Consider the following 18,478-nt stretch of genomic DNA (forward strand, 5'->3'; position numbering starts at 1 on the left):
GCCGGGCAGAAACCGAAGGAGAGATCATGGGCAAGAAGCGTCGGGTGACCGCTGCGGCCGGATCGGTGATGACGGTGCTCCTGCTGGCGGCGGGATGCGGCGCCGGATCGGGCGGATCCGGCGGGGTGACCGCCGTCCGGCCCGCCGGGGCCGAGCAGGCCCTCGGTGACGGCTACGACTCGGGATACGGCTCCGCGGGCTCGGCGGACCCCGCGGCGGACCCCGCCGGGGAGGCCTCCGCGCCGGCGGGCCGGCTGGCGGTCCGGGAGATCGTCGGGGTCGGCAGCGCGGTCACCGACAGCGCCGGCGCCACCCTCTACCGCTTCGACAAGGACACGGCCCAGCCGCCCCGGTCGAACTGCGCCGCGGACTGCGCCACCCTCTGGCCCCCGGTGCCGGCGAACGACGCCCAGGCCGCGGCCGGCATCGACGCGGGGCTGCTGGGCGCGGTCGACCGGGCCGACGGCGTCCGCCAGCTCACGCTCGGCGGGTGGCCCGTGTACCGGTACGCGAAGGACACCCGGGCGGGCGAGGCGAAGGGCGAGGGCGTCGGCGGCACCTGGCACGCGGTGGCGGCCGACGGCAAGAAGGCGGCCGACAAGGCGAAGGAGAAGGCCGGCGGGGCGGGCGAGGAGCAGGCCGACGGGGAGCAGGCCGACGGGGCGGGCGGAAACGCGGAGGGCGGCGGGCTTTCCACGGCCGACGACGCGAAACTCGGAAAGATCCTGGTGAATTCCGAGGGGCGCACGCTCTACCGGTTCGACAAGGACAGCGCCTGGCCGATGAAATTCGGCTGCCTCGATGCCTGCCTGAACACCTGGAAACCCGCCGCCCCCGTGGAAAAGGACAAGGTGTCCGGAATTCCGGCCGGTCTCGTCGGATCGGTGAAGCGCCCCGACGGCAGCGAGCAGATGACGATCGACTGCTGGCCGGTCTACCTCTTCACCGGGGACACCGCACCGGGCCAGACCAACGGACACGGCAAGCAGGGCCTTTGGTTCGCGGTGGACGACGCGGGCAAGAAGGTCCCGGCGGCGGGCTGACCGGCCGTGGCAGCCAACCGGCCCGCGCCCTCCGTCGGCGCCCGCCATCTCGCGCCCTGCCTCGCCGTACTGCTGGCCTCGCTGCTCTGCGGAGGCTGCGGGGCGGGCGGGACGCGACGCGGCGGGTGGCGGACCGGCGGACGGTGGCTCCGCACGGGGGGGGTGCGCAGCTCGGCCTTCTCCGGCGGGCCGTCGGGCAGCGCCCGCGGCTCGGTGAACAGGGCCCGCGCGCCAGTGCGGTCGCGCGGATCCGGCAGGGGGGCCGGAGCGGTGAACACCGGGGCCGCGGGGGCGTCCGGTGTGTCCGGGGCCGGGGCCGGCGGGGCCGTGGCAGCGGCCCCCGGTGGCTGGACCGGCAGTGGTTGGTCGTGCTGGTTCGCCCCCGGACCGTCTTGAACCCAGGAGTACGGATGCAACGGCTCTCGACCCGGATCGCCCGGTTTTCCACGGCAAGGCCCCTGCTCGGTACCGCACTCGCGCTGACCGCCCTGATCGCCGCGGCGCTCCCGGCGGCCGCCTCCGCCGGATCCCAGATCGCCGGCCCGTCGGACGGCTCGACCCGCCCGGTGGTCTCCGTGGCGCAGGGCGCGCTGCGCGGCCGGGCCCACGACGGGGCGCAGGAGTTCCTCGGCGTTCCCTACGCCGCCGCGCCGGTCGGAGAGCTCCGGCTGCGCGCCCCCCGGCCGCCCGCGCGCTGGAACGGGGTGCGCGAAGCCACCGAACAGGCCCCCGCCTGCCTGCAGTTCTCGCCCTTCGGGCTGCGGGACCCGCGGGCGGTCAGCGAGGACTGCCTGTTCCTGGACGTGTACCGGCCCCGGGGGGCCCGCCCGGGGGCCCGGCTGCCGGTGGTCCTCTGGATGCACGGGGGTGCGTACAGCCAGGGCACCGGAACCCAGTTCGGCGGACGCACGATGGCGGAGCTGACCGGCAGCATCGTGATCAGCATCAACTACCGCCTCGGACAGCTCGGTTATCTGGGCCTTCCCGAACTGGCCCGCCAGGACGCCCCGCGCTCCGGCTCCTTCGGCCTGATGGACCAGATCCAGGCGCTGCGCTGGACTCGGGAGAACATCCGGGCCTTCGGCGGCGATCCGGGCAACGTCACGGTCTCCGGCCAGTCGGCGGGCAGCGGTTCGGTGTGCGGGCTGCTGGCCGCCCCGTCGGCGGCGGGACTGTTCCACCGGGCCGTGCTGCAGAGCGGGCCGTGCACGCTGCTGCGCACCCCGGACGCCGCGAAGGCCGAGTCCGAGGCCCGGGCGTTCGCGGCGGGCGCCGGCTGCGCCGATCCGGCCGCGGTCGTCGCGTGCCTGCGCGCCGCCTCCGGGCAGTCATTGGTGGACGCGGCCCGTACGCGGGCGACTTCGGGTCCCGCGTCGGGCGACGGGCTCCTCCCGAAGGATCCCGCCGCCGCGATCGCCGCCGGGAACTGGAACAAGGTGCCGGTCCTGATCGGCAGCAACCGCTCCGAGGCGCGGTTCTTCGTCGCGCTGACCCAGCCCGGGCTGACGGCCGAGCAGTACGCGGGGCAGGTCCTGGCGGGCTACGGAGCGGCCGGTCCGGAGGTCCTCGCCCGCTATCCGGTGGCCGCCCACGGATCCCCGTACCTGGCGCTGTCGGCCGTCATGACCGACTCGACGTTCGCCTGCGAGACCTCCTGGACGACGCAGCTGTTCGCTCGGCAAGTGCCCACCTTCGCCTACGAGTTCGACGACCCGGACTCGCCCACCCTGGCGGGTGCGCAGGTCCCGGGCCTGGACGAGTCGAACGCGCACAGCGCCGAGCTGGCCTATCTGCACGACTTCACCATGGGCGAGCGTCCCCTCACCCCCGTCCAGGTCGCGCTCGCGACGCGGATGAAGCGCTACTGGGGAGCCTTCGCCCGCCACGGGGTTCCCGCGGTTGCCGGCCAGACCCCCTGGCCCGCCGCCGGCCCGGGCGGCTCGGTCCTGAAGCTGGCTCCCGCGGGCGACCGGCTCGACCGGTCCTTCGCGGCGGAGCACCAGTGCACGTTCTGGCGCACCCAGCCTTCCCGGCCGTTCTGACGGGAGACGAGACGCGGTGACCGGCAGGGGTGATCCGCGCTCCCGTCAACACGGGGGTGCGGTTCCCATCCTTTGGTGATCACCGAAATGGCGGCGGCCCGGGGGGTGCCGCCACGCCGCCGGGTGCCCCGCGGACCACGGTTCCGAGGGGCGCCCGGCGGCTCACCGCCGTCCGCCGCGCGTGCGCCGGCGCGCAACGGCGGCGGATCGTGTCCCGCGCGGACTGCGGAGAATGCCAGCATGCCCGCTCAGGCAGCGGAACCAGGCGAAGCCGTTGCGCAGGCACGGAGGTGGGAACGTGACCGCTCAGACGGTGGACGAAGCGGACGGCGGGGCGTCCGCGGGGCCGTGGTTCGCGGACGCCGCCGACCCGCCGCGAGACGCCCGGCCGAGACCGCGCCGCACGGATCCGGAGCTGCTGCTGGCCGCGTCGGTCCTGCTGGCGGACGCCGCCCTCACGGCGAGACAGGCGGGCGCCGAGCTGACGAGCGCGCTGTCGAGCCCCCGGTCGGCGTGGCAGGCGCTGCGCCGACCGGCCTGGGCCCTGGGCGCGGCGGCGTCCTGCGTCAAGGCGTTGACCAGCCCCTCGGGTCTGGGCTTCGGGGCGAACGGCGGCCTGGCCGGTGAACTGGCCCGGATGGCGGGGAACCTGACGTACCGCCGCCCGGCCGCCGTGGCGATGGCCGTCGATGCCTTCGCCCTGCGGATCAGGGCGATCGCGGCCGAACACCCCAACCTGGACTCGCCCTTGGCCAGACGGCTGACGGACGCCATGGCCGCCGGGAACCGGCTGGAGGCGCTGCGCGCCATGTACGCGCTGATCGAGCACTCGGGGCTCACCCGCGCCCTGACCACCGTCAGCCCCGTGATCATGGAGCTCCTGGCCCTGCTCGGCCTGCTCGACGAGAACCCGGTCAACGACGACTTCTCCTGGGTGACGCTCGCCGGCGGGGTGCCGGCCACGGATCCGCTCTTCGGACTGCCCAGCACCCTGCTGAAGTACCTCAACCCCGGCCCGGGGCGGGCGGAGCGGACGGACGCGGACTCCATCCTGGCGAAGGTGCTGGCCGCCTCCCGCAACGACATCGTCAGCTACGTCAACGACATCGGGGCCCTGGGCAACCACGGACTGGTGCTGCTGCGCCGCGTCGCATGCGCTGACGGGGAGGTCCGCCACGTCCTGCTGCTGCCCGGAACGAGCTTCGCGCTGCTGAGCAACAGCACCCCGCAGGACCTGGTGGGCGCGTTCGACGGCCTGCTGCGCACCGATACGACCTACACCCGCGCCGCGCGGAAGCTGCTGCTCCGGGCCGGCGTGCCCACCGGCTCGCAGCTGATGATCGTCGGTCACAGCCTGGGCGGACTGACCGCGATGAACCTGGCGGCGGACGTGGAGGTCTGTGCCCGCTACCGGATCACGCACGTGGTCACGCTGGGTTCCCCGATCGACGGCAAGCGGCCCGCCGACCACACCACCCGGGTGATCAGCCTGGTCAACAACCACGACGTGATCCCGATGCTCGACGGACGCGGACCGGCGTCGCCCAACGAACTGCCCGACAACTGGGTCGAACTGGACTGGCTCGACGAGTCGTACGACTATCCGCTCTCCCACGCCCCGCAGGCCTACTCGGACACGCTGCGCGGCGCCATGGCGCACCACCGGGAGCGGGTCAACGAACTGATCGGCACCTATGACGGCGAGATCGTCGGCAACCAGCCCTACATGCTGCGCGACAAGTGACCCCGAGGGAGACCTTCCGATGCCCCCTGCCGACAGCACGGCGACGGCGATGCCGGTTCCGGTGACGGCGCCGCGACGGCCGGCGACGGCCTGGCCCTTGGAGAGCGCCGTGTTCAGCGCCGCCATGCTCGCCCAGCGCCTGCCGTGGACGGACGCCCCGGCCCGAGCACTGGGCCTGGACGCGCTGACCCGCGAGGGGGTGACCCGCTCGCTCCTCGCACACTTGCGGCGCACCCGCTCGGGGCGGCCGGTGCGGGTGACCACGCCGTTCGGGTCCTTCCTCGTGCCGCTGACCCCCGCCGACTCCGAGGCGCTCCTCGCCCGGGCCGACGAGGTGGGGGCGCTGGAGCCCGCCGTCGGGCTCACCCCGGGCGGGCACCGGTACGGGTTGTCCCCGCACGCGGTGCCCGAGGGCGGCATGGGCGCCCCCGGCGAGCGGTCGCCCGCCCTCGTGGCCCGGGTCGTGGACGAGGTGATCGGCGCCCGGCGCGGCGACGGCACTCTGCCGTGGCAGGTCTGGCACGAGGGCATGGCCCGGCTGGCCCGGCTCGTGGTGCTGGGCGAGGGGGCCGCCGAGGACACGCTGCTCGGCGAGATCACCTCCCGGGCGGCGGCCGCCACGGACCGCCTGGAACGCGAGACCTGGGGCCACGCCCTGCGGCGACGGCTGGTGCCCCACCTGGAGCGTCCGGACCCCGCTTCCCCGGCCGGCCGGCTGCTCGCGGCGCCCGCCGGAGCGGACCGGAGCACGGACCGGAGCACGGACCGGGGGCCGCACCGGAGCTCCGGTGCGGACGGCGTGGCCGGGGCCGTCGCGCACTTGCTGGCCCTGGTCTCCGAGGCCGCCTCCTCCACCGCCCTGCAGGCCCTGGCCCTGCGGACCGTGGACCCGGCGGCCTCTCCGGAAGAGGCCGTGGCCCGTGCGCTGCGGCTCTATCCGCCGGTCGCCGCCGCCGTGTACCGGGTACGGGCGCCGTTCGCCTGGGAGGACCTCGAGATCGGCGCCGGAACGGAGATCCTGTGTGCGCCGGGCTGGTCGGTGCTGCCGGGGGACCCCGCCCGCCCGGGAGCCTGGCCGTCCCCGCTGTGCGGAGCGCCCGGCGACTGCCCGGCGACGCGCTTCGCGGCGCTGGCCGCCGAGGAGGTCGTACGCGCGGTCACGGCGGCCGCCCGGCCCATGCTGATCTCACCGGTTCTGACGGCACGCCGGCTGCCCGCGACCCTGGACCCCCGGACCCTGCTCCTGGCCCTCGGGGAGCGCGCGGGCCGGCCGGGCGACGGGCGGGTGACGGTCGGCATGCCGGCGGCGGCCCCCGTCCCGGCCCGCGGCTGCACGCCCGCGTCGTACGGGGCCCTCGCGCGGGCGAGCGCCGAGCGGCTGGAGTCGCACGCGGACAGCCTCGCGGCCTGCGCCGAGACGGGAGGCTGGAGCGAGGACGAGGCGGGGGAGCGGTTCCGCACGGTCCTGCTCGACCACGCGCGGCGCTGCGTGACCGCGGCGGACGGCGTCCGGCGCGCCGCGAACCGGCTGTCGGACTGAACCGGCTGTCGAACTGAGGGCTGGGCCGGGGGCCGCGGGCGGGCGCGGCGCGGCTACCAGAAGGGCGTCGCGCGCCGGGGCCGCTCCCTGTCCACCAGGCCCTGCACCGCCTCCTGGGCCTGGGCGCACAGCAGCCGCGCCGCGGCCGACCGGGCGCCGAAGGACGCGGACCGGGCCGGCGCGGGGATCGGCTCGCCCACGGTGATCAGCCACTTCGCGGGCAGCGGGAAGAGGGCCGTGAGCGGGAAGCAGGGCAGGTCCAGCAGACGGGCGAGGGCGGGGAGCGCGCCGATCCGGGGGAGCGCCTCCTCGGCGCCGATGACGCTGACCGGGACGACGGGGGCGCCGGCCTTGACGGCGGTCACCGCGAAGCCCGGACTGAACGGCCGCAGCCGGTAGCGGCTGCGGAAGGGCTTTTCCAGACCGGCGATTCCCTCGGGAAAGACCCCCACGATTCCACCGGCGGTCAGCCGGTCCAGTCCGAGGGTCGGATCGAGTGGAATGGCTCCGTACTTCCGTGCGTACGAACCGATGACCGGAAATCGAAAGGTCAGCGGTGCGGCAGGCATGCACAGAGGCCGGTCCAAGTGGCGGGTGAGCGCTTTGTGGAGGATGAACGCGTCCAGTCCCCAGGCGCCCGAATGGTTCGCCACGACAACGGCGGGACCTTCCGCGGGAAGGTTCTCCAAGCCCGCGGTCTCCAGCCGGAAGTAGTCGTCCATCAGCCAGTCCAGCAGCCGGCCCCAAGCGTCCGCTCCCGCTTCGCCGAGCGCCTCCTTGGCGTACCGGAGCTCGGCTCCGCCGATTTCGATCGCGGCGGTCAGGCTTTCCGACACAAGTGGTCCCCGCTTTCGCATTTTGAATCATCGGGAAGGCATCAAAAGGCGGCCCTTTTTGAGTATGAACCCAGCCGTGATAGTTCTCTGGACCCGGGAACATACCGCATCGCAAATGAGGGCAGTCGTGACCACTTCAGCACCGGAATCCGTGATCGATCTGATCAGCGAAATCCTCGTCGAAACGTTCGAAATCCCCGCCGAGGAGGTGCGGGCCGACGCCCGGATGCGTGATCTGCTGACCGACTCGCTCATGGTGGTCGAGATGGCCATCGCCGTCCACGAGGCGCTGGGCTTCAAGGTCGACGAGGAGGAGCTGCGGGACACCACCCTCGCGGAGTTCGCCGCGGTCCTCGACGCGCGGCGGACCGAGCGTTGACGCGCGGCCCCGGGGCCGTCGTGACCGGCCTCGGCCTCGTCACGCCGGCCGGGTGCGGAGCGGAGGCCGTCTGGGCGGCCGTGTGCGAGGGCCGCACCACCTCGGCCGTCGATCCCGCGCTGGAGGGGCTGGCCCTCTCCCTCAGCTGCCGGGTGCCGGAGTTCGACCACCCGGTCCTGCGCGGGCGCGGCTCCGCCCACCTGGACCGGGTCGACCGACTGGGCCTCGTGGCCGTCGCGCAGGCGCTCGAGCACGCCGGCCTCGACCCCCTGGCGTGGGACGGCGACAGGGTCGCCGTGGTCACCGCCGGCGGCGCGGGCGGCGTGCTGACCCAGGACAGGGCCCTCGCGAGGATGGCCGAGCTCGGCCCCGAGTTCGTCTCGCCCTATTTCCTCACCGGCTATCTGTCGAACATGACGTGCGCCAACATCGCCCTGCGGTTCGGAGCGACCGGTCCGTCGCTGGCCACCTCCACCGCCTGCGCCTCCGGCACCACGGCCATCGGCCTCGCCCGCGACCTGCTGGCGACCGGGCAGTGTGACATCGCTCTGGTCTGCGGCGCCGAGGCGCCCATCACCCGGCTGCTGGCCACCGGCTTCACCCAACTCGGAGCCATGTCGGGCACCGGCGCACGCCCCTTCGACGCCACCCGCGACGGCTTCGTCATCGCCGAAGGCGCCGGCGCGCTGGTCCTGGAACGCCCCGAGCACGCCGCGGCCCGGCGAGCCCGGCCCCTCGCCCGGCTCATCGGCTACGCCGCCGCCACCGACGCCCACCACCTGGTGTCCCCGGACCCCGGCGGCCGCGGAGCCGAACGGGCCACCCGCCTCGCCCTCCCCGACGCCGGCATCGCCCCGCACGAGGTCGGCCACGTCAACGCGCACGGCACCTCCACGCGGCAGAACGACGCCGTGGAAGCCGCGCTCCTGCGCCGGGTGTTCCCCCAGCGGCCGCCCGTCACCTCCGCCAAGGGGACGCTCGGCCACACCCTCGGCGCGTGCGGGGTCATCGAGGCGGCACTCACCGTCCTCGCCCTGGACACGGACACCGTGCCGCCCACGGCCGGGCTGACCACCACCGACGCGGACATGGACATCGACGTGGTCGCGGGCACCGCCAGGAACCACGCGTCGTCGATCGCGGTCAGCAACTCCTTCGGGTTCGGCGGCCACAACGCCGTGGCCGTCCTCGCGCGCGCCTGAGCCCCGACACCCCGACTGCCCCGACACCCGCTGTAGCGTCCCCGGCGCGGCCGCCGGTCACCCCGGCCCTCCGGGTCCGCCCGGTCCGCCGCCGATCTCTTCGCAAGGCCGGACGACCCGTGAGGAACACCGAATGACCGATGTGCGGCCACCGCTCACACCGCGGGCCGTGCCCGAGCCCACTGCCCCGGAGGGGACCCCGGGGCCGGAGGGGACCGCGGGGCCGGAAGGGACCGCCGCCCCGGAGGGGACCGCGGGGCCGGTGGGTCTTCGTCTGCTGTGCGGCCTCGCCGCCAATCCGGCCCTGCCGTCCGGGCTCGTGGACCGGCTGATCGCCCTGAACGGCTCGGTGGACGATCCGCACGACGAGCTCCTCTACGACCTGAGCGAGCGGACGGACCTCTCCCCCGCCCAGGTCCGCGCGATCGCTGCCGCCGACGAGTTCGCCGCGGGCCGGATGGGGCGCGCGGGACTCCTCGACCCCGCCGACGTGGACCCGCTCGCCCGGCCGTCGGTGGCCCTGGCCATGCTCGACGAGGGCTTCGGGCCGCCCGAGTGGGCGCGGGCGCTCGCCACCCACCCCGAGCGCCAGGTCCGCCGGGACCTCGCTTCCCGGCCCGGCCTGCCGCTCGACGTGCAGGAGACCCTCGCCGCCGACCCGGACGTGGAAGTCGTCGCGGAGCTCGGCATCTGGACCACCGAACCGCAGCTCGCCGCCCGGCTCGCGACGCACCCGCACGCCGAGGTGCGGATGACGACCGCCCTCAACGAGGCGGTGCCCGGCTCCGTACTGGCGGCGCTGATCACGGGAGAGGAGCTCGCACCTGCTCTCGCCTGCCTGGTCTGCGACCAGGAGGAGATCCCCTTCACCCACGACCCCTACTGCCGGCGCCCGGACTGCGGCCTCTTCGCGAACGCCACCTGCACGGGCGTTCACGAGACGGCCGTGCACAACACCCTGGAACGGGCCGCGCGCAACCCCTCCACACCGCCCGCCACCGCGGCCACCCTCGCCGGCCACCCGTCGATGCTGATCCGCCGCGCCCTGGCCGAACGGTCCGACCTGCCGCAGGAGACGTACGCGCTGCTCGCCGCCGACCCGATGCCGGGCGTCCGTCGGGACGTCGCGGCGAACTCCGCTCTCGGGGCGCCGCTGATCCGCGAGCTCGCCGCGGGCCGCGAGGTGGAGCTGCTGAGGGCGCTGGCCCTCCAGCCGCTGGTGCCCCTCGACGTCCTGGCGGACCTGGCGCGCAGGGCCCGGCTCCGTCCGGATCCACTGCCCCGCATCGAGTCCGCCACCGCCACGGAGCTCGCGGAACTGGCCGCCTCCCCGCACCCGGCCGTACGCAAGCTCGCGGCCCGCAGCCGCGCCCTGCCGCCCGCGCTGCTCGACGCCCTGGCCGACGACCCCGACGCGGTGGTGGCCAACGCGGTCGCCCCGCACCCGGGCCTGTCCGAGGACCGGCTGCGCGCGATGGTCGCGCGGCACGGCGTACAGGTCCACGCGCAGGTGGCGGCCAACCCGGAAGCCCCGTCCGGCCTGTTGGAGGAGCTGGCCCGGCACGACCCGCCGGCGCTGCGGGCCTGGCGCGCGATCGCCGTGCACCCGAACGCGACGGAGGCGGCGCTGCTGCCGTGCCTGGCCGACCACAAGGCCGGCCCCAACGCGGCACGCCACCCGGCACTGTCCGGACCGGCCCTCGTGGGACTCCTCACCCACGCGTCCCCGGCCGTCGCCGAGGCCGCGGCGGCCAACCCCTCCCTCCCCCGGCCGGCGATGGAGGAGCTGATCGCGCGCGGACCGCGGCGGCGAAGTGGAGTAGGAGCGGAGCAGGCCCTGTCGGGCGTCAGGGGGCGGGGCGCAACGGCTGGTCCCCGAGCAGGGGCTCGACGGGCTCGCCGTTCTTGAGCGTGACCGGGATCCCCCCGGTGAGTTCCTGCAGGCGCGCCTTGAACTCCGCGGACCACGAGCCCTCCTGATTGGTGGTCACCTCCACCGACGAGCCGTGCCCGCCGGAGGTGCTGTAGACCGGGAAGTCCGCCTTCAGCGCGATGATCCTGGCCGCGGCGGCGTTGAGGGTCCGGTGGGAGTACGGGCTCACGTACACGTCCGCCCGGGCCGGGTCCGCGCCCGGATCCGCCGCGTGCGCCGCTTCGAGGAGGAGCCGGCCGCGGGCCGGATCGGTGACGCACAGGGCCACGCGCCCCGCCGGATGGTCGGTGATCTGCACGGAGTAGACGTCCGCGAAGGCGCCGCGGGCCTGGGCGCCGATGGCCTGGGAGAGGCGTGTGGCCTCGGGGGTGTTGGCCGGGGTGCCGTGGATCAGCGTCGGCGGCGCCTGCCGGACGGCGGAATCGGACTCGGGACACGGCGCGGCGCTCTCGGTGCGGACGGACACGCCGGGCCCGACCGGCTCGTTCCCGGTCACCTCGCCGCAGCCGGTGAGCAGCACGGCGGCGCCCAAGCACGCGAGCACGTACGGGGACACGGACCTGGCGGCGCCGCCCACGGCGAACGGCCCGCCTCCCGATGCGACGCCCGGGACTCTCCTCGTGGTGCGGTTCAACACGGTCTCCCCCTCGCGCTCCTGTGCCGGATCGGCTCCGCTGGGACGTACCGGCCGGTCCACCGGTTCCCCACACGGGCACCCCCCCGGGTGTGTGCGCGGGCGCCATGGCCAGGGCCCGCCGCCGGTTCCTAGGGTCGTCCGTGTCGGCCCGGCCGCACCGGTCCGGTCGGGGCCGGCGGCCCGGCGCCGGGCGAAGGAGCGTGCGATGGGTCTGGACAAGGAGGTCGCGACCGCGGCCGCGGCGGTGGCGGACATCCCCGCCGGGGCGTCGCTGGCGGTGGGCGGCTTCGGGCTGTGCGGGATTCCCGGCGTGCTGATCGGCGCGCTGCTGGAACGGACGGACGCGGTCGCCCTGGAGGTGGTGTCCAACAACTGCGGGGTCGACGACCGGGGGCTCGGGCTGCTGTTGCGCGAGGGCAGGATCGCCCGGATGACGAGCTCGTACGTGGGCGAGAACAAGGAGTTCGCCCGGCAGTACCTGAGCGGCGAGCTGGAGGTCGAACTGCTCCCGCAGGGCACGCTCGCCGAGCGGCTGCGGGCCGGCGGCGCGGGGATCCCGGCGTTCTACACGCCGGCCGGGGCCGGCACCCAGGTCGCGGAGGGCGGGCTGCCGTGGCGCTACCGGGCCGACGGGAGCGTCGCCGTGGCCTCGCCGCCCAAGGAGCTGCGCAGTTGGGCCGGCCGGGAGTACCTGCTGGAGGAGGGCATCACCACGGATTTCGCCCTGGTGCGGGCGGCGGCCGGGGACCGGCACGGCAACCTCGTCTTCCATGCCTCGGCGCGCAACTTCAACCCGCTGGCCGCGATGGCGGGCCGGATCACCATCGCCGAGGTGGAGGAGCTGGTCGAGCCCGGAGAGCTCGATCCGGACTCCGTGCACCTGCCGGGGATCTTCGTCCAGCGGGTGGTCCGGGTGGACCCCGGCGATCCGGCGGGCGAACGGCACATCGAGTGCCGCACGGTCCGCACGGTCCGCACCCTTCTCCCCGAACAGCAAGGCGGTGTTTGACACATGGCTCTGACACGTGGGCAGATGGCGGCCCGGGCCGCCCTCGAACTGGCGGACGGCACGTACGTGAACCTGGGGATCGGGCTGCCGACCCTGATCCCCGGCCACCTGCCGCCGGGGGTCGAGGTGGTGCTCCAGTCGGAGAACGGGATCCTCGGCGTGGGCCCGTACCCGACGGCCGACGAGGTGGATCCGGACCTGGTCAACGCGGGCAAGGAGACGGTCACGGTCCGGGCGGGGGCGTCCTTCTTCGATTCGGCGCTGTCCTTCACCATGATCCGCGGCGGGCACGTCGACGCCGCCGTGCTGGGCGCGATGCAGGTGTCCGCCTCGGGCGACCTCGCCAACTGGACGGTCCCCGGGAAGACGGTCAAGGGAATGGGCGGCGCGATGGACCGGGTGCACGGCGCGCGCAGGGTGATCGTGCTCATGGAGCACACGGCGAAGGACGGCACGCCCAAGCTCGTGGAGCGCTGTTCGCTGCCGCTGACCGGCCGGGGGGTCGTCCAGCGGGTGGTCACCGACCTGGCGGTCGTCGACGTCACCCCGGCGGGGTTCGTGCTGAGCGAGCTCGCGCCCGGGGTCTCGGTGGCCGAGGTCCGCGCGGCGACGGGTGCGGAGCTCGCGGTGCGCCCCGAACTGGTCGCAGCCGCCTGCAACTAGTGCTGTGACCGGGGAGGTCCACCGGGTCGCGGCGCCCGGCACACCTTTCCGGCCACAGCACCAGCAGGCGGCGGACGGCGCGCGCAACCCTTGTGGACCGGGCAACCCCCGGCCGGATTGTGGGGTTCCGGGACATGCCGTCGTGCGCGGTGCCGCTCCTACCGTGGCGGCACCGCGGGCCCCCGGCGACGGGCCCGCGCAGTGCCCGCCGCCCCAGGGAGCCGCCATGCCCGCCACGTCCGCCCCGGCCGTGGTGCTGGCGCTGCACGGCTGCACCCAGAACGCCCAGACCTACGCGGACAACTCCGGACTCACCGAACTCGCCGACCGCGAAGGCTTCCTGGTGGTCTTCGCGGAGACCACCTCCGCGAACAACCCCAACAAGGGCTTCAACTGGTTCCAGGCGGCCGACAACCGGCGCGGCCAGGGCGAGGCCGCCTCCCTGCGGCAGATGGCCGCCCGCGCCGCCTCCGCCTACGCCGCCGACCCCGCCCGCACCTTCGTCACCGGCCTGTCGGCCGGCGGCGCCATGACCTCGGCACTGCTCGCGGCCTACCCGGACGTGTTCACGGCGGGGGCGGTCATCGCCGGGCTCCCCCACGGCTGCGCCAAGGACACAGCCCGTACACGTGCATGAACCCCGGGGTGGACAAGTCCCCGGCCGGCTGGGCGCAGTCGGTCCGTGACGCGTACCCCGCGTGGAGCGGCCCCTGGCCCCGGGTCGCGATCTGGCACGGCGACGCGGACACCACCGTCGTTCCCCGCAACGCCGACGAACTGCGCGACCAGTGGACCGCGCTGCACGGGCTCTCCCAGACCCCGGCCCGGACCTCGGCCATCGGGCCCGACGCCACCCGCCACGAGGAGTACCTCGCCGGGGACGGCACGGTGGCCGTCGAGGTCGACCGGGTGCCCGGGATCGGGCACGGCACCCCCGTCGACCCGGGTTCCGGTCCCGAGCGGTGCGGCCGTACGGGGGCCGCGCACTTCCTCGCCTCGATCTGCTCCGGCCACTGGATCGCGAAGTTCTTCGGCCTGGGCGGCTCCGGCCCGGGCCCGGGCCCCGGCACCCCGCCCGCGCCCACCGGCCTGGCCGCCACCGCCGTCGGCGACACCGGCGTCACCCTCGCCTGGAACCCGGTGCCCGGCGCCGCCGGCTACGCGCTGCTGCGGGACGGTGCCCAGGTCGCCGCCCCGGCCGGGCCGCCCTACACGGACGGCGGGCTCGCCCCCGGTACGCGCCACACGTACGCCGTGGCGGCCGTCGACGGCTCGGGCGCGGCGGGTGCCGGCTCGGCGCCGGTCACGGTGAGCACGACCGGCGCGCCGGCGGTGTGCTGGACGGCGCACAACTACCAGCACGTGCGGGCGGGCCGGGCGACGACCGACGGGAGCCACGCCCACGCCAAGGGTTCGCGCCAGGACCTGGGCCTCTACAACGTCTTCGTCACGCACACCCTGAAGGAGGCGCCCGCGGGCCACTTCGTCATCGCCGACGCCGGCTGCCCCTAGGCCGTCTCTTTCGGATCTTGCCGGGCCCGCCATGGCGGCCGGCCCCACCGGGGCGGCCGCGAACATGGCGGGCGCAGCCGTGTCGGCGCCGGGGCGGCCGCCCTTAGCCTCCGGCCAGTCCCCCATCCCGCCGCCTTCCGGAGGTTCCTCGATGCCACCCGCCACCCGTTCCGCGACGACCCGTTCCGCGACGACCCGATGCGCGCCCCGCGCCAGAGCCGCCCCCGGCGCCGTCGCCGCCGCCGTCCTCGCCTCGGCCCTGCTGCCGGCCGCCGCGCCCCCGGGGGCCGCCGGGGCCGACGCGCACTGCGCCCGCCGCGCCCAACTTCGCGTACCGGGGGCCGCGCTCCAGCGGGCCGACTGCCTGGCGGAGCTGACGACCGCCGGGACGGTGGCCTCCGGGCACACCGACCCCGCCGACTGGGCCGGCCTCACCCCCAAGGACCTCGCCGTCCCCACGGGGGTGCCGGGCATCCAGATCGACGGCTACTTCCCCGACACCCCGGCCGCCACCGCGGCCCCGAACACCAACAACGGCTGGAACCACGACGCGCAGTTCGTGATCCGGCTGCCCGACCACTGGAACGGCGGGCTCGTCGTCGCCGGCTCCCCCGGCGTGCGCGAGCAGTACGCCAACGACCGTGCCATCGGCGACTGGGTGCTCTCGCGCGGCTACGCCTTCGCCGCCACCGACAAGGGCAACACCGGGACCGCGTTCCACCGGGACGGGCGGGCGCCCGGCGACGCGGTCGCCGAGTGGAACACCCGGGTCACCCAGCTCACCCGGGCCGCGCGGGCGGTGGTCGCGCAGCGCTACCACCGGGCCCCGTCCCGCACGCTCGCCACCGGCATGTCCAACGGCGGCTACCTGGTGCGCTGGCAGCTGGAGAACCATCCGGAGCTGTACGACGGCGGGGTCGACTGGGAGGGCACCCTGTGGCGGGCGGAGGGGCCGAACCTGCTGACCTTCCTGCCCCCGGCGCTGGCCGCCTACCCCCGCTACGCGGCCGGCGGGCCCGACGCCGGGGAGGCCCACGCGCGGATGCTGGCCGCCGGCTACCCGGCCGGCTCGGAGTTCCTGTGGCCCTTCCACCACGCGTACTACTGGGATCTCACCCAGCGGATCTACCGCGAGGAGTTCGATCCGGGCTTCGACGGCCCGGCCGAGGCCGGGACCCCCTTCTGCGCCCCCGGCACCCCCGCCTGCGACGCCGACTACGCCTACGCCGAGCGGCCCGCCGAGGTCCGCCGCGCGGTCGCGGGGACCGCGCTCACCGGCCGCATCGGCAAACCCCTGATCACCCTGCACGGCACCCTGGACGTCCTGCTCCCGATCAGCCGGGACTCCGACGTCTACGCCGACATGGTGCGGCGCGCCGGCCGGGGCGGGTTGCTGCGCTACTACCGCATCGAGGGCGGCACCCACGTGGACTCGCTCGTCGACGCGTTCCCCGACCGGCTGCGGCCCCTCACCCCCTGCCACCGCTCCGCCTTCACCGCGCTGGAGGACTGGATCGGGCGCGGTGTGCGGCCGCCGCTCGGCCACACCGTCCCCCGGGACCCGGCGGCCGATCCGGCGACCCTGCTGACCAGTTGCCCGCTCGGCGCCCGCTGACCAGATGGGGATAAGAGACAGGGGGGGGGCAGGCAGTGCGGGGCGGACGCGCGGTCAGAGGCCGGCGGGCACCGGACCCCTGTCGTGCCAGACGGTGCCGCGGCGCTCATGGGCGAACAGCTCTTCGACGGCGTGGGCGATCCGGGGGCCCACCTCGCGCTCCAGCAGGTACAGGCCCAGGTCGAGACCGGAGGTGACTCCGGCGCCGGTGACTAGGTCGCCGTCGTCGACGACCCGGGCGTTCACCGCGCGGGCCCCGGTGGCTTCGAGCATGTCCAGTCCCAGGTGGTGGGTGGTGGCGTGGCGGCCCTCCAGCAGGCCGGCCATGGCCAGGACGAGCGAGCCGCCGCACACCGCGCCGACCGTCACCTCCGGGTCGTCCATCGCCGCCTTCAGCAGCGCGGGCAGCTCGGTGCTCAGGGTGCGGCCCAGCAGTACGGGGATGAACTCGTCCTGCCGCCACTCCCCGGCCCCCGCGTCATGGTCGGGGACCTCTCCGGGCTCACCGACGCGGCCCGAGGCGCCGGGGACCAGGACCACGTCCGCGCGCCCCGGGTCGAGGACGGCGGTGGCGCGCAGCGTCAGGCCCCCGGTGCCGCTGACCACCTCGCGCGGTCCTTCGGCGGAGACCAGCTCCACGCTCACCGCCCCGCCGGAGGCGGTACCGCCGGCGTACAACACCTCGTAGGGGGCGATGACATCGAGCGGATCGAAGCCGTCGAACAGGACGATCTGGGCGCGCATGCGGGGTTCCTCCGAGTCCGGCGGGCCCGGTCCGCGCCGGGCTCGATCCCGACACTAAGCGGATGGCGCCCTCACCCCCAGTGGCATTGTCGACACCTTTCAACGGGATATCGCCAACGCCGCAGTACCGCCGCTGACCTGCGCAGATGATGCGTCCCGAGGCCCCTCGGACCACGCCTTGGCCTTGGCGGGCGGGTATCTTCTGGCCATGCACACTGTCGCGATCCTCGCGCTGGACCGGGTGATCCCCTTCGACCTGTCCACCCCGATCGAAGTCTTCGGCCGCACCCGTCTCCCGGACGGCCGCCCCGGTTACCGCATCCGCGTGTGCGCGCAGGAGCCGGAGATCGACGCGGGCACCTTCAGCCTGCGCGCGCCCTGGGGGTTGGAGGGGTTCGAGGGCGCGGACACGATCATCGTCCCGGGGACCGACGACCCCGAGGCGCCGCTCGCTCCCGCCGTCCGCGAGGCCCTGCGCGCGGCGGCGGAGCACGGTACGCGCATCGCCTCCATCTGCTCGGGCACCTTCCCGCTGGCCGCCACCGGGCTCCTGGACGGGCTGCGGGCCACCACCCACTGGATCGCGGCCGGCCTCCTCGCCGCCACGTACCCGGCCGTCGAGGTCGATCCGGACGTCCTGTACGTCGACAACGGGCAGATCCTCACCTCGGCCGGCGCCGCGGCGGGACTGGACCTGTGCCTGCACATGATCCGCCGCGACTACGGCTCGGCCGTCGCCGCCGACGCCGCCCGGCTGTCCGTCATGCCCCTGGAGCGCGAGGGCGGACAAGCGCAGTTCATCGTCCACGACCACGCGCCCACCCCTCAGGGCTCGACCCTCGAACCGCTGCTGGTCTGGCTGCGGGGCAACCTGGGCTCGGAGCTCACCCTCGCCGACATCGCCGCCGAGGCGGGGACCAGTACCCGGACCCTGATCCGACGCTTCCGCGATCAGACCGGATCCACGCCCCTCCAATGGCTCCACCGCGCCCGCGTCCGCCAGGCCCAGCACCTCCTGGAGACCACGCGCCACTCCGTCGAACGCATCGGCTCTCAAGTCGGCTTCGGCTCACCCACCGCGTTCCGCGACCGGTTCAAGAAGACCACCGGCGTCAGCCCCCACGCGTACCGCCGCACCTTCAGCTGACCCCGCGCCACCCTCATCGGTAGGCGATGCGGTCGAGTGAAATCGCGCCGGTCCTCGGCCCTGGAGATGAGCGCGAGGGCAGGAAGGACCAGCGAACGAGCGCAACGTTGGGGGCGTTGCTCGCGTCCTACGGCGAGGGCTGGCCCTAAGGGCTGTCCCGTAAACGATCTCCGGCGCCCAGGGGGCGTCTTGTCGATCACGTGTGGGACGTGCTGCGCACGGGGGAAGCGGACTTCCTGCTCTTTTCGCGGGCGGCAGCGGTGCCATGCGGATCGGGATGTACGGGCTTTGCGGAATCGAGTAGGCCGCCTACCGTTCGGCTGTGGGTAGCTCTTTTCAGACGATCGTCGACCTGGACGCCACCGCCCAGGACGGCGTCGCGCACGGGGGGCGGGTGGCGGCGTGGCTGGTGGGCGGGAGAATCGTGGGGCT

The 18,478-nt window shown here is 74.8% G+C and carries 14 protein-coding genes and 1 pseudogene; 12 read left to right on the forward strand and 3 right to left on the reverse strand.

The window, feature by feature from the left end:
• Positions 1-26: 26 nt before the first annotated feature.
• The 4 genes from DRB96_RS36845 to DRB96_RS36865 all read left to right on the forward strand — a co-directional run bounded on the left by DRB96_RS36845 (position 27) and on the right by DRB96_RS36865 (position 6,369).
• Positions 27-1,043 carry an SCO0930 family lipoprotein gene (locus tag DRB96_RS36845; RefSeq protein WP_239517810.1) on the forward strand — a complete coding sequence of 339 codons (1,017 nt, stop codon included), beginning with the start codon at positions 27-29 and terminating at the stop codon, positions 1,041-1,043.
• Between the two features lie 410 nt (positions 1,044-1,453).
• Positions 1,454-3,085, forward strand: a complete 1,632-nt coding sequence (locus DRB96_RS36855; protein ID WP_112452325.1) for a carboxylesterase family protein — start codon at positions 1,454-1,456, stop codon at positions 3,083-3,085.
• Between the two features lie 298 nt (positions 3,086-3,383).
• Positions 3,384-4,829, forward strand: a complete 1,446-nt coding sequence (locus DRB96_RS36860; protein WP_162688870.1) for a hypothetical protein — start codon at positions 3,384-3,386, stop codon at positions 4,827-4,829.
• Positions 4,830-4,848: 19 nt separating this feature from the next.
• The gene (locus DRB96_RS36865; protein ID WP_112452327.1) at positions 4,849-6,369 is read left to right on the forward strand and encodes a hypothetical protein; all 1,521 of its coding nucleotides are present in this window, start codon (positions 4,849-4,851) and stop codon (positions 6,367-6,369) included.
• A 53-nt stretch (positions 6,370-6,422) separates the two neighbouring features.
• Here the strand turns inward: DRB96_RS36865 and DRB96_RS36870 are convergent, their stop codons facing one another.
• Entirely contained in the window at positions 6,423-7,205 is a 783-nt protein-coding gene (locus DRB96_RS36870) for a lysophospholipid acyltransferase family protein (protein ID WP_162688869.1), read from the reverse strand.
• Between the two features lie 127 nt (positions 7,206-7,332).
• On the opposite strand from DRB96_RS36870, the gene DRB96_RS36875 reads away from it, so the two are divergent.
• From DRB96_RS36875 to DRB96_RS36885, 3 genes are all read left to right on the forward strand, one after another.
• Entirely contained in the window at positions 7,333-7,584 is a 252-nt protein-coding gene (locus DRB96_RS36875; protein ID WP_162688868.1) for an acyl carrier protein, read from the forward strand.
• Positions 7,581-8,786, forward strand: a complete 1,206-nt coding sequence (locus DRB96_RS36880; protein ID WP_204357910.1) for a beta-ketoacyl-[acyl-carrier-protein] synthase family protein — start codon at positions 7,581-7,583, stop codon at positions 8,784-8,786. Before DRB96_RS36875 ends, DRB96_RS36880 begins: the two co-directional genes overlap by 4 nt.
• Before the next feature lie 262 nt (positions 8,787-9,048).
• On the forward strand, positions 9,049-10,695 hold the full coding sequence (locus DRB96_RS36885; RefSeq protein WP_239516532.1) for a DUF2336 domain-containing protein: 1,647 nt from the start codon (positions 9,049-9,051) through the stop codon (positions 10,693-10,695).
• Here DRB96_RS36885 and DRB96_RS36890 read toward each other — a convergent pair.
• Positions 10,634-11,353, reverse strand: coding sequence for a hypothetical protein (locus DRB96_RS36890; RefSeq protein WP_162688875.1), 720 nt, complete (start codon positions 11,351-11,353; stop codon positions 10,634-10,636). The two genes, DRB96_RS36885 and DRB96_RS36890, sit on opposite strands and share 62 nt — an antisense overlap.
• A gap of 208 nt (positions 11,354-11,561) precedes the next feature.
• Between DRB96_RS36890 and DRB96_RS36895 the strand changes: the two genes are divergently transcribed.
• The 4 genes and pseudogenes from DRB96_RS36895 to DRB96_RS36910 all read left to right on the forward strand — a co-directional run bounded on the left by DRB96_RS36895 (position 11,562) and on the right by DRB96_RS36910 (position 16,155).
• Positions 11,562-12,365, forward strand: coding sequence for a CoA transferase subunit A (locus DRB96_RS36895; RefSeq protein WP_112452331.1), 804 nt, complete (start codon positions 11,562-11,564; stop codon positions 12,363-12,365).
• 3 nt (positions 12,366-12,368) lie between these two features.
• Positions 12,369-13,028, forward strand: coding sequence for a 3-oxoacid CoA-transferase subunit B (locus DRB96_RS36900; RefSeq protein ID WP_112452332.1), 660 nt, complete (start codon positions 12,369-12,371; stop codon positions 13,026-13,028).
• A 226-nt stretch (positions 13,029-13,254) separates the two neighbouring features.
• A pseudogene (locus tag DRB96_RS36905) lies at positions 13,255-14,540 on the forward strand (PHB depolymerase family esterase).
• Between the two features lie 151 nt (positions 14,541-14,691).
• Positions 14,692-16,155 carry a tannase/feruloyl esterase family alpha/beta hydrolase gene (locus DRB96_RS36910; protein ID WP_112452333.1) on the forward strand — a complete coding sequence of 488 codons (1,464 nt, stop codon included), beginning with the start codon at positions 14,692-14,694 and terminating at the stop codon, positions 16,153-16,155.
• Between the two features lie 54 nt (positions 16,156-16,209).
• Here the strand turns inward: DRB96_RS36910 and DRB96_RS36915 are convergent, their stop codons facing one another.
• Entirely contained in the window at positions 16,210-16,899 is a 690-nt protein-coding gene (locus tag DRB96_RS36915) for a DJ-1/PfpI family protein (protein WP_112452334.1), read from the reverse strand.
• A 208-nt stretch (positions 16,900-17,107) separates the two neighbouring features.
• Here DRB96_RS36915 and DRB96_RS36920 point away from each other — a divergent pair, with 208 nt between their 5' ends.
• A complete protein-coding gene (locus DRB96_RS36920) occupies positions 17,108-18,046 on the forward strand; it encodes a helix-turn-helix domain-containing protein (protein WP_112452335.1) in 939 nt (312 codons plus the stop codon).
• The last annotated feature ends 432 nt before the right edge of the window (positions 18,047-18,478 follow it).

The organism is Streptomyces sp. ICC1, assembly GCF_003287935.1.
In the GTDB taxonomy this organism is placed as follows: domain Bacteria; phylum Actinomycetota; class Actinomycetes; order Streptomycetales; family Streptomycetaceae; genus Streptomyces; species Streptomyces tritrimontium.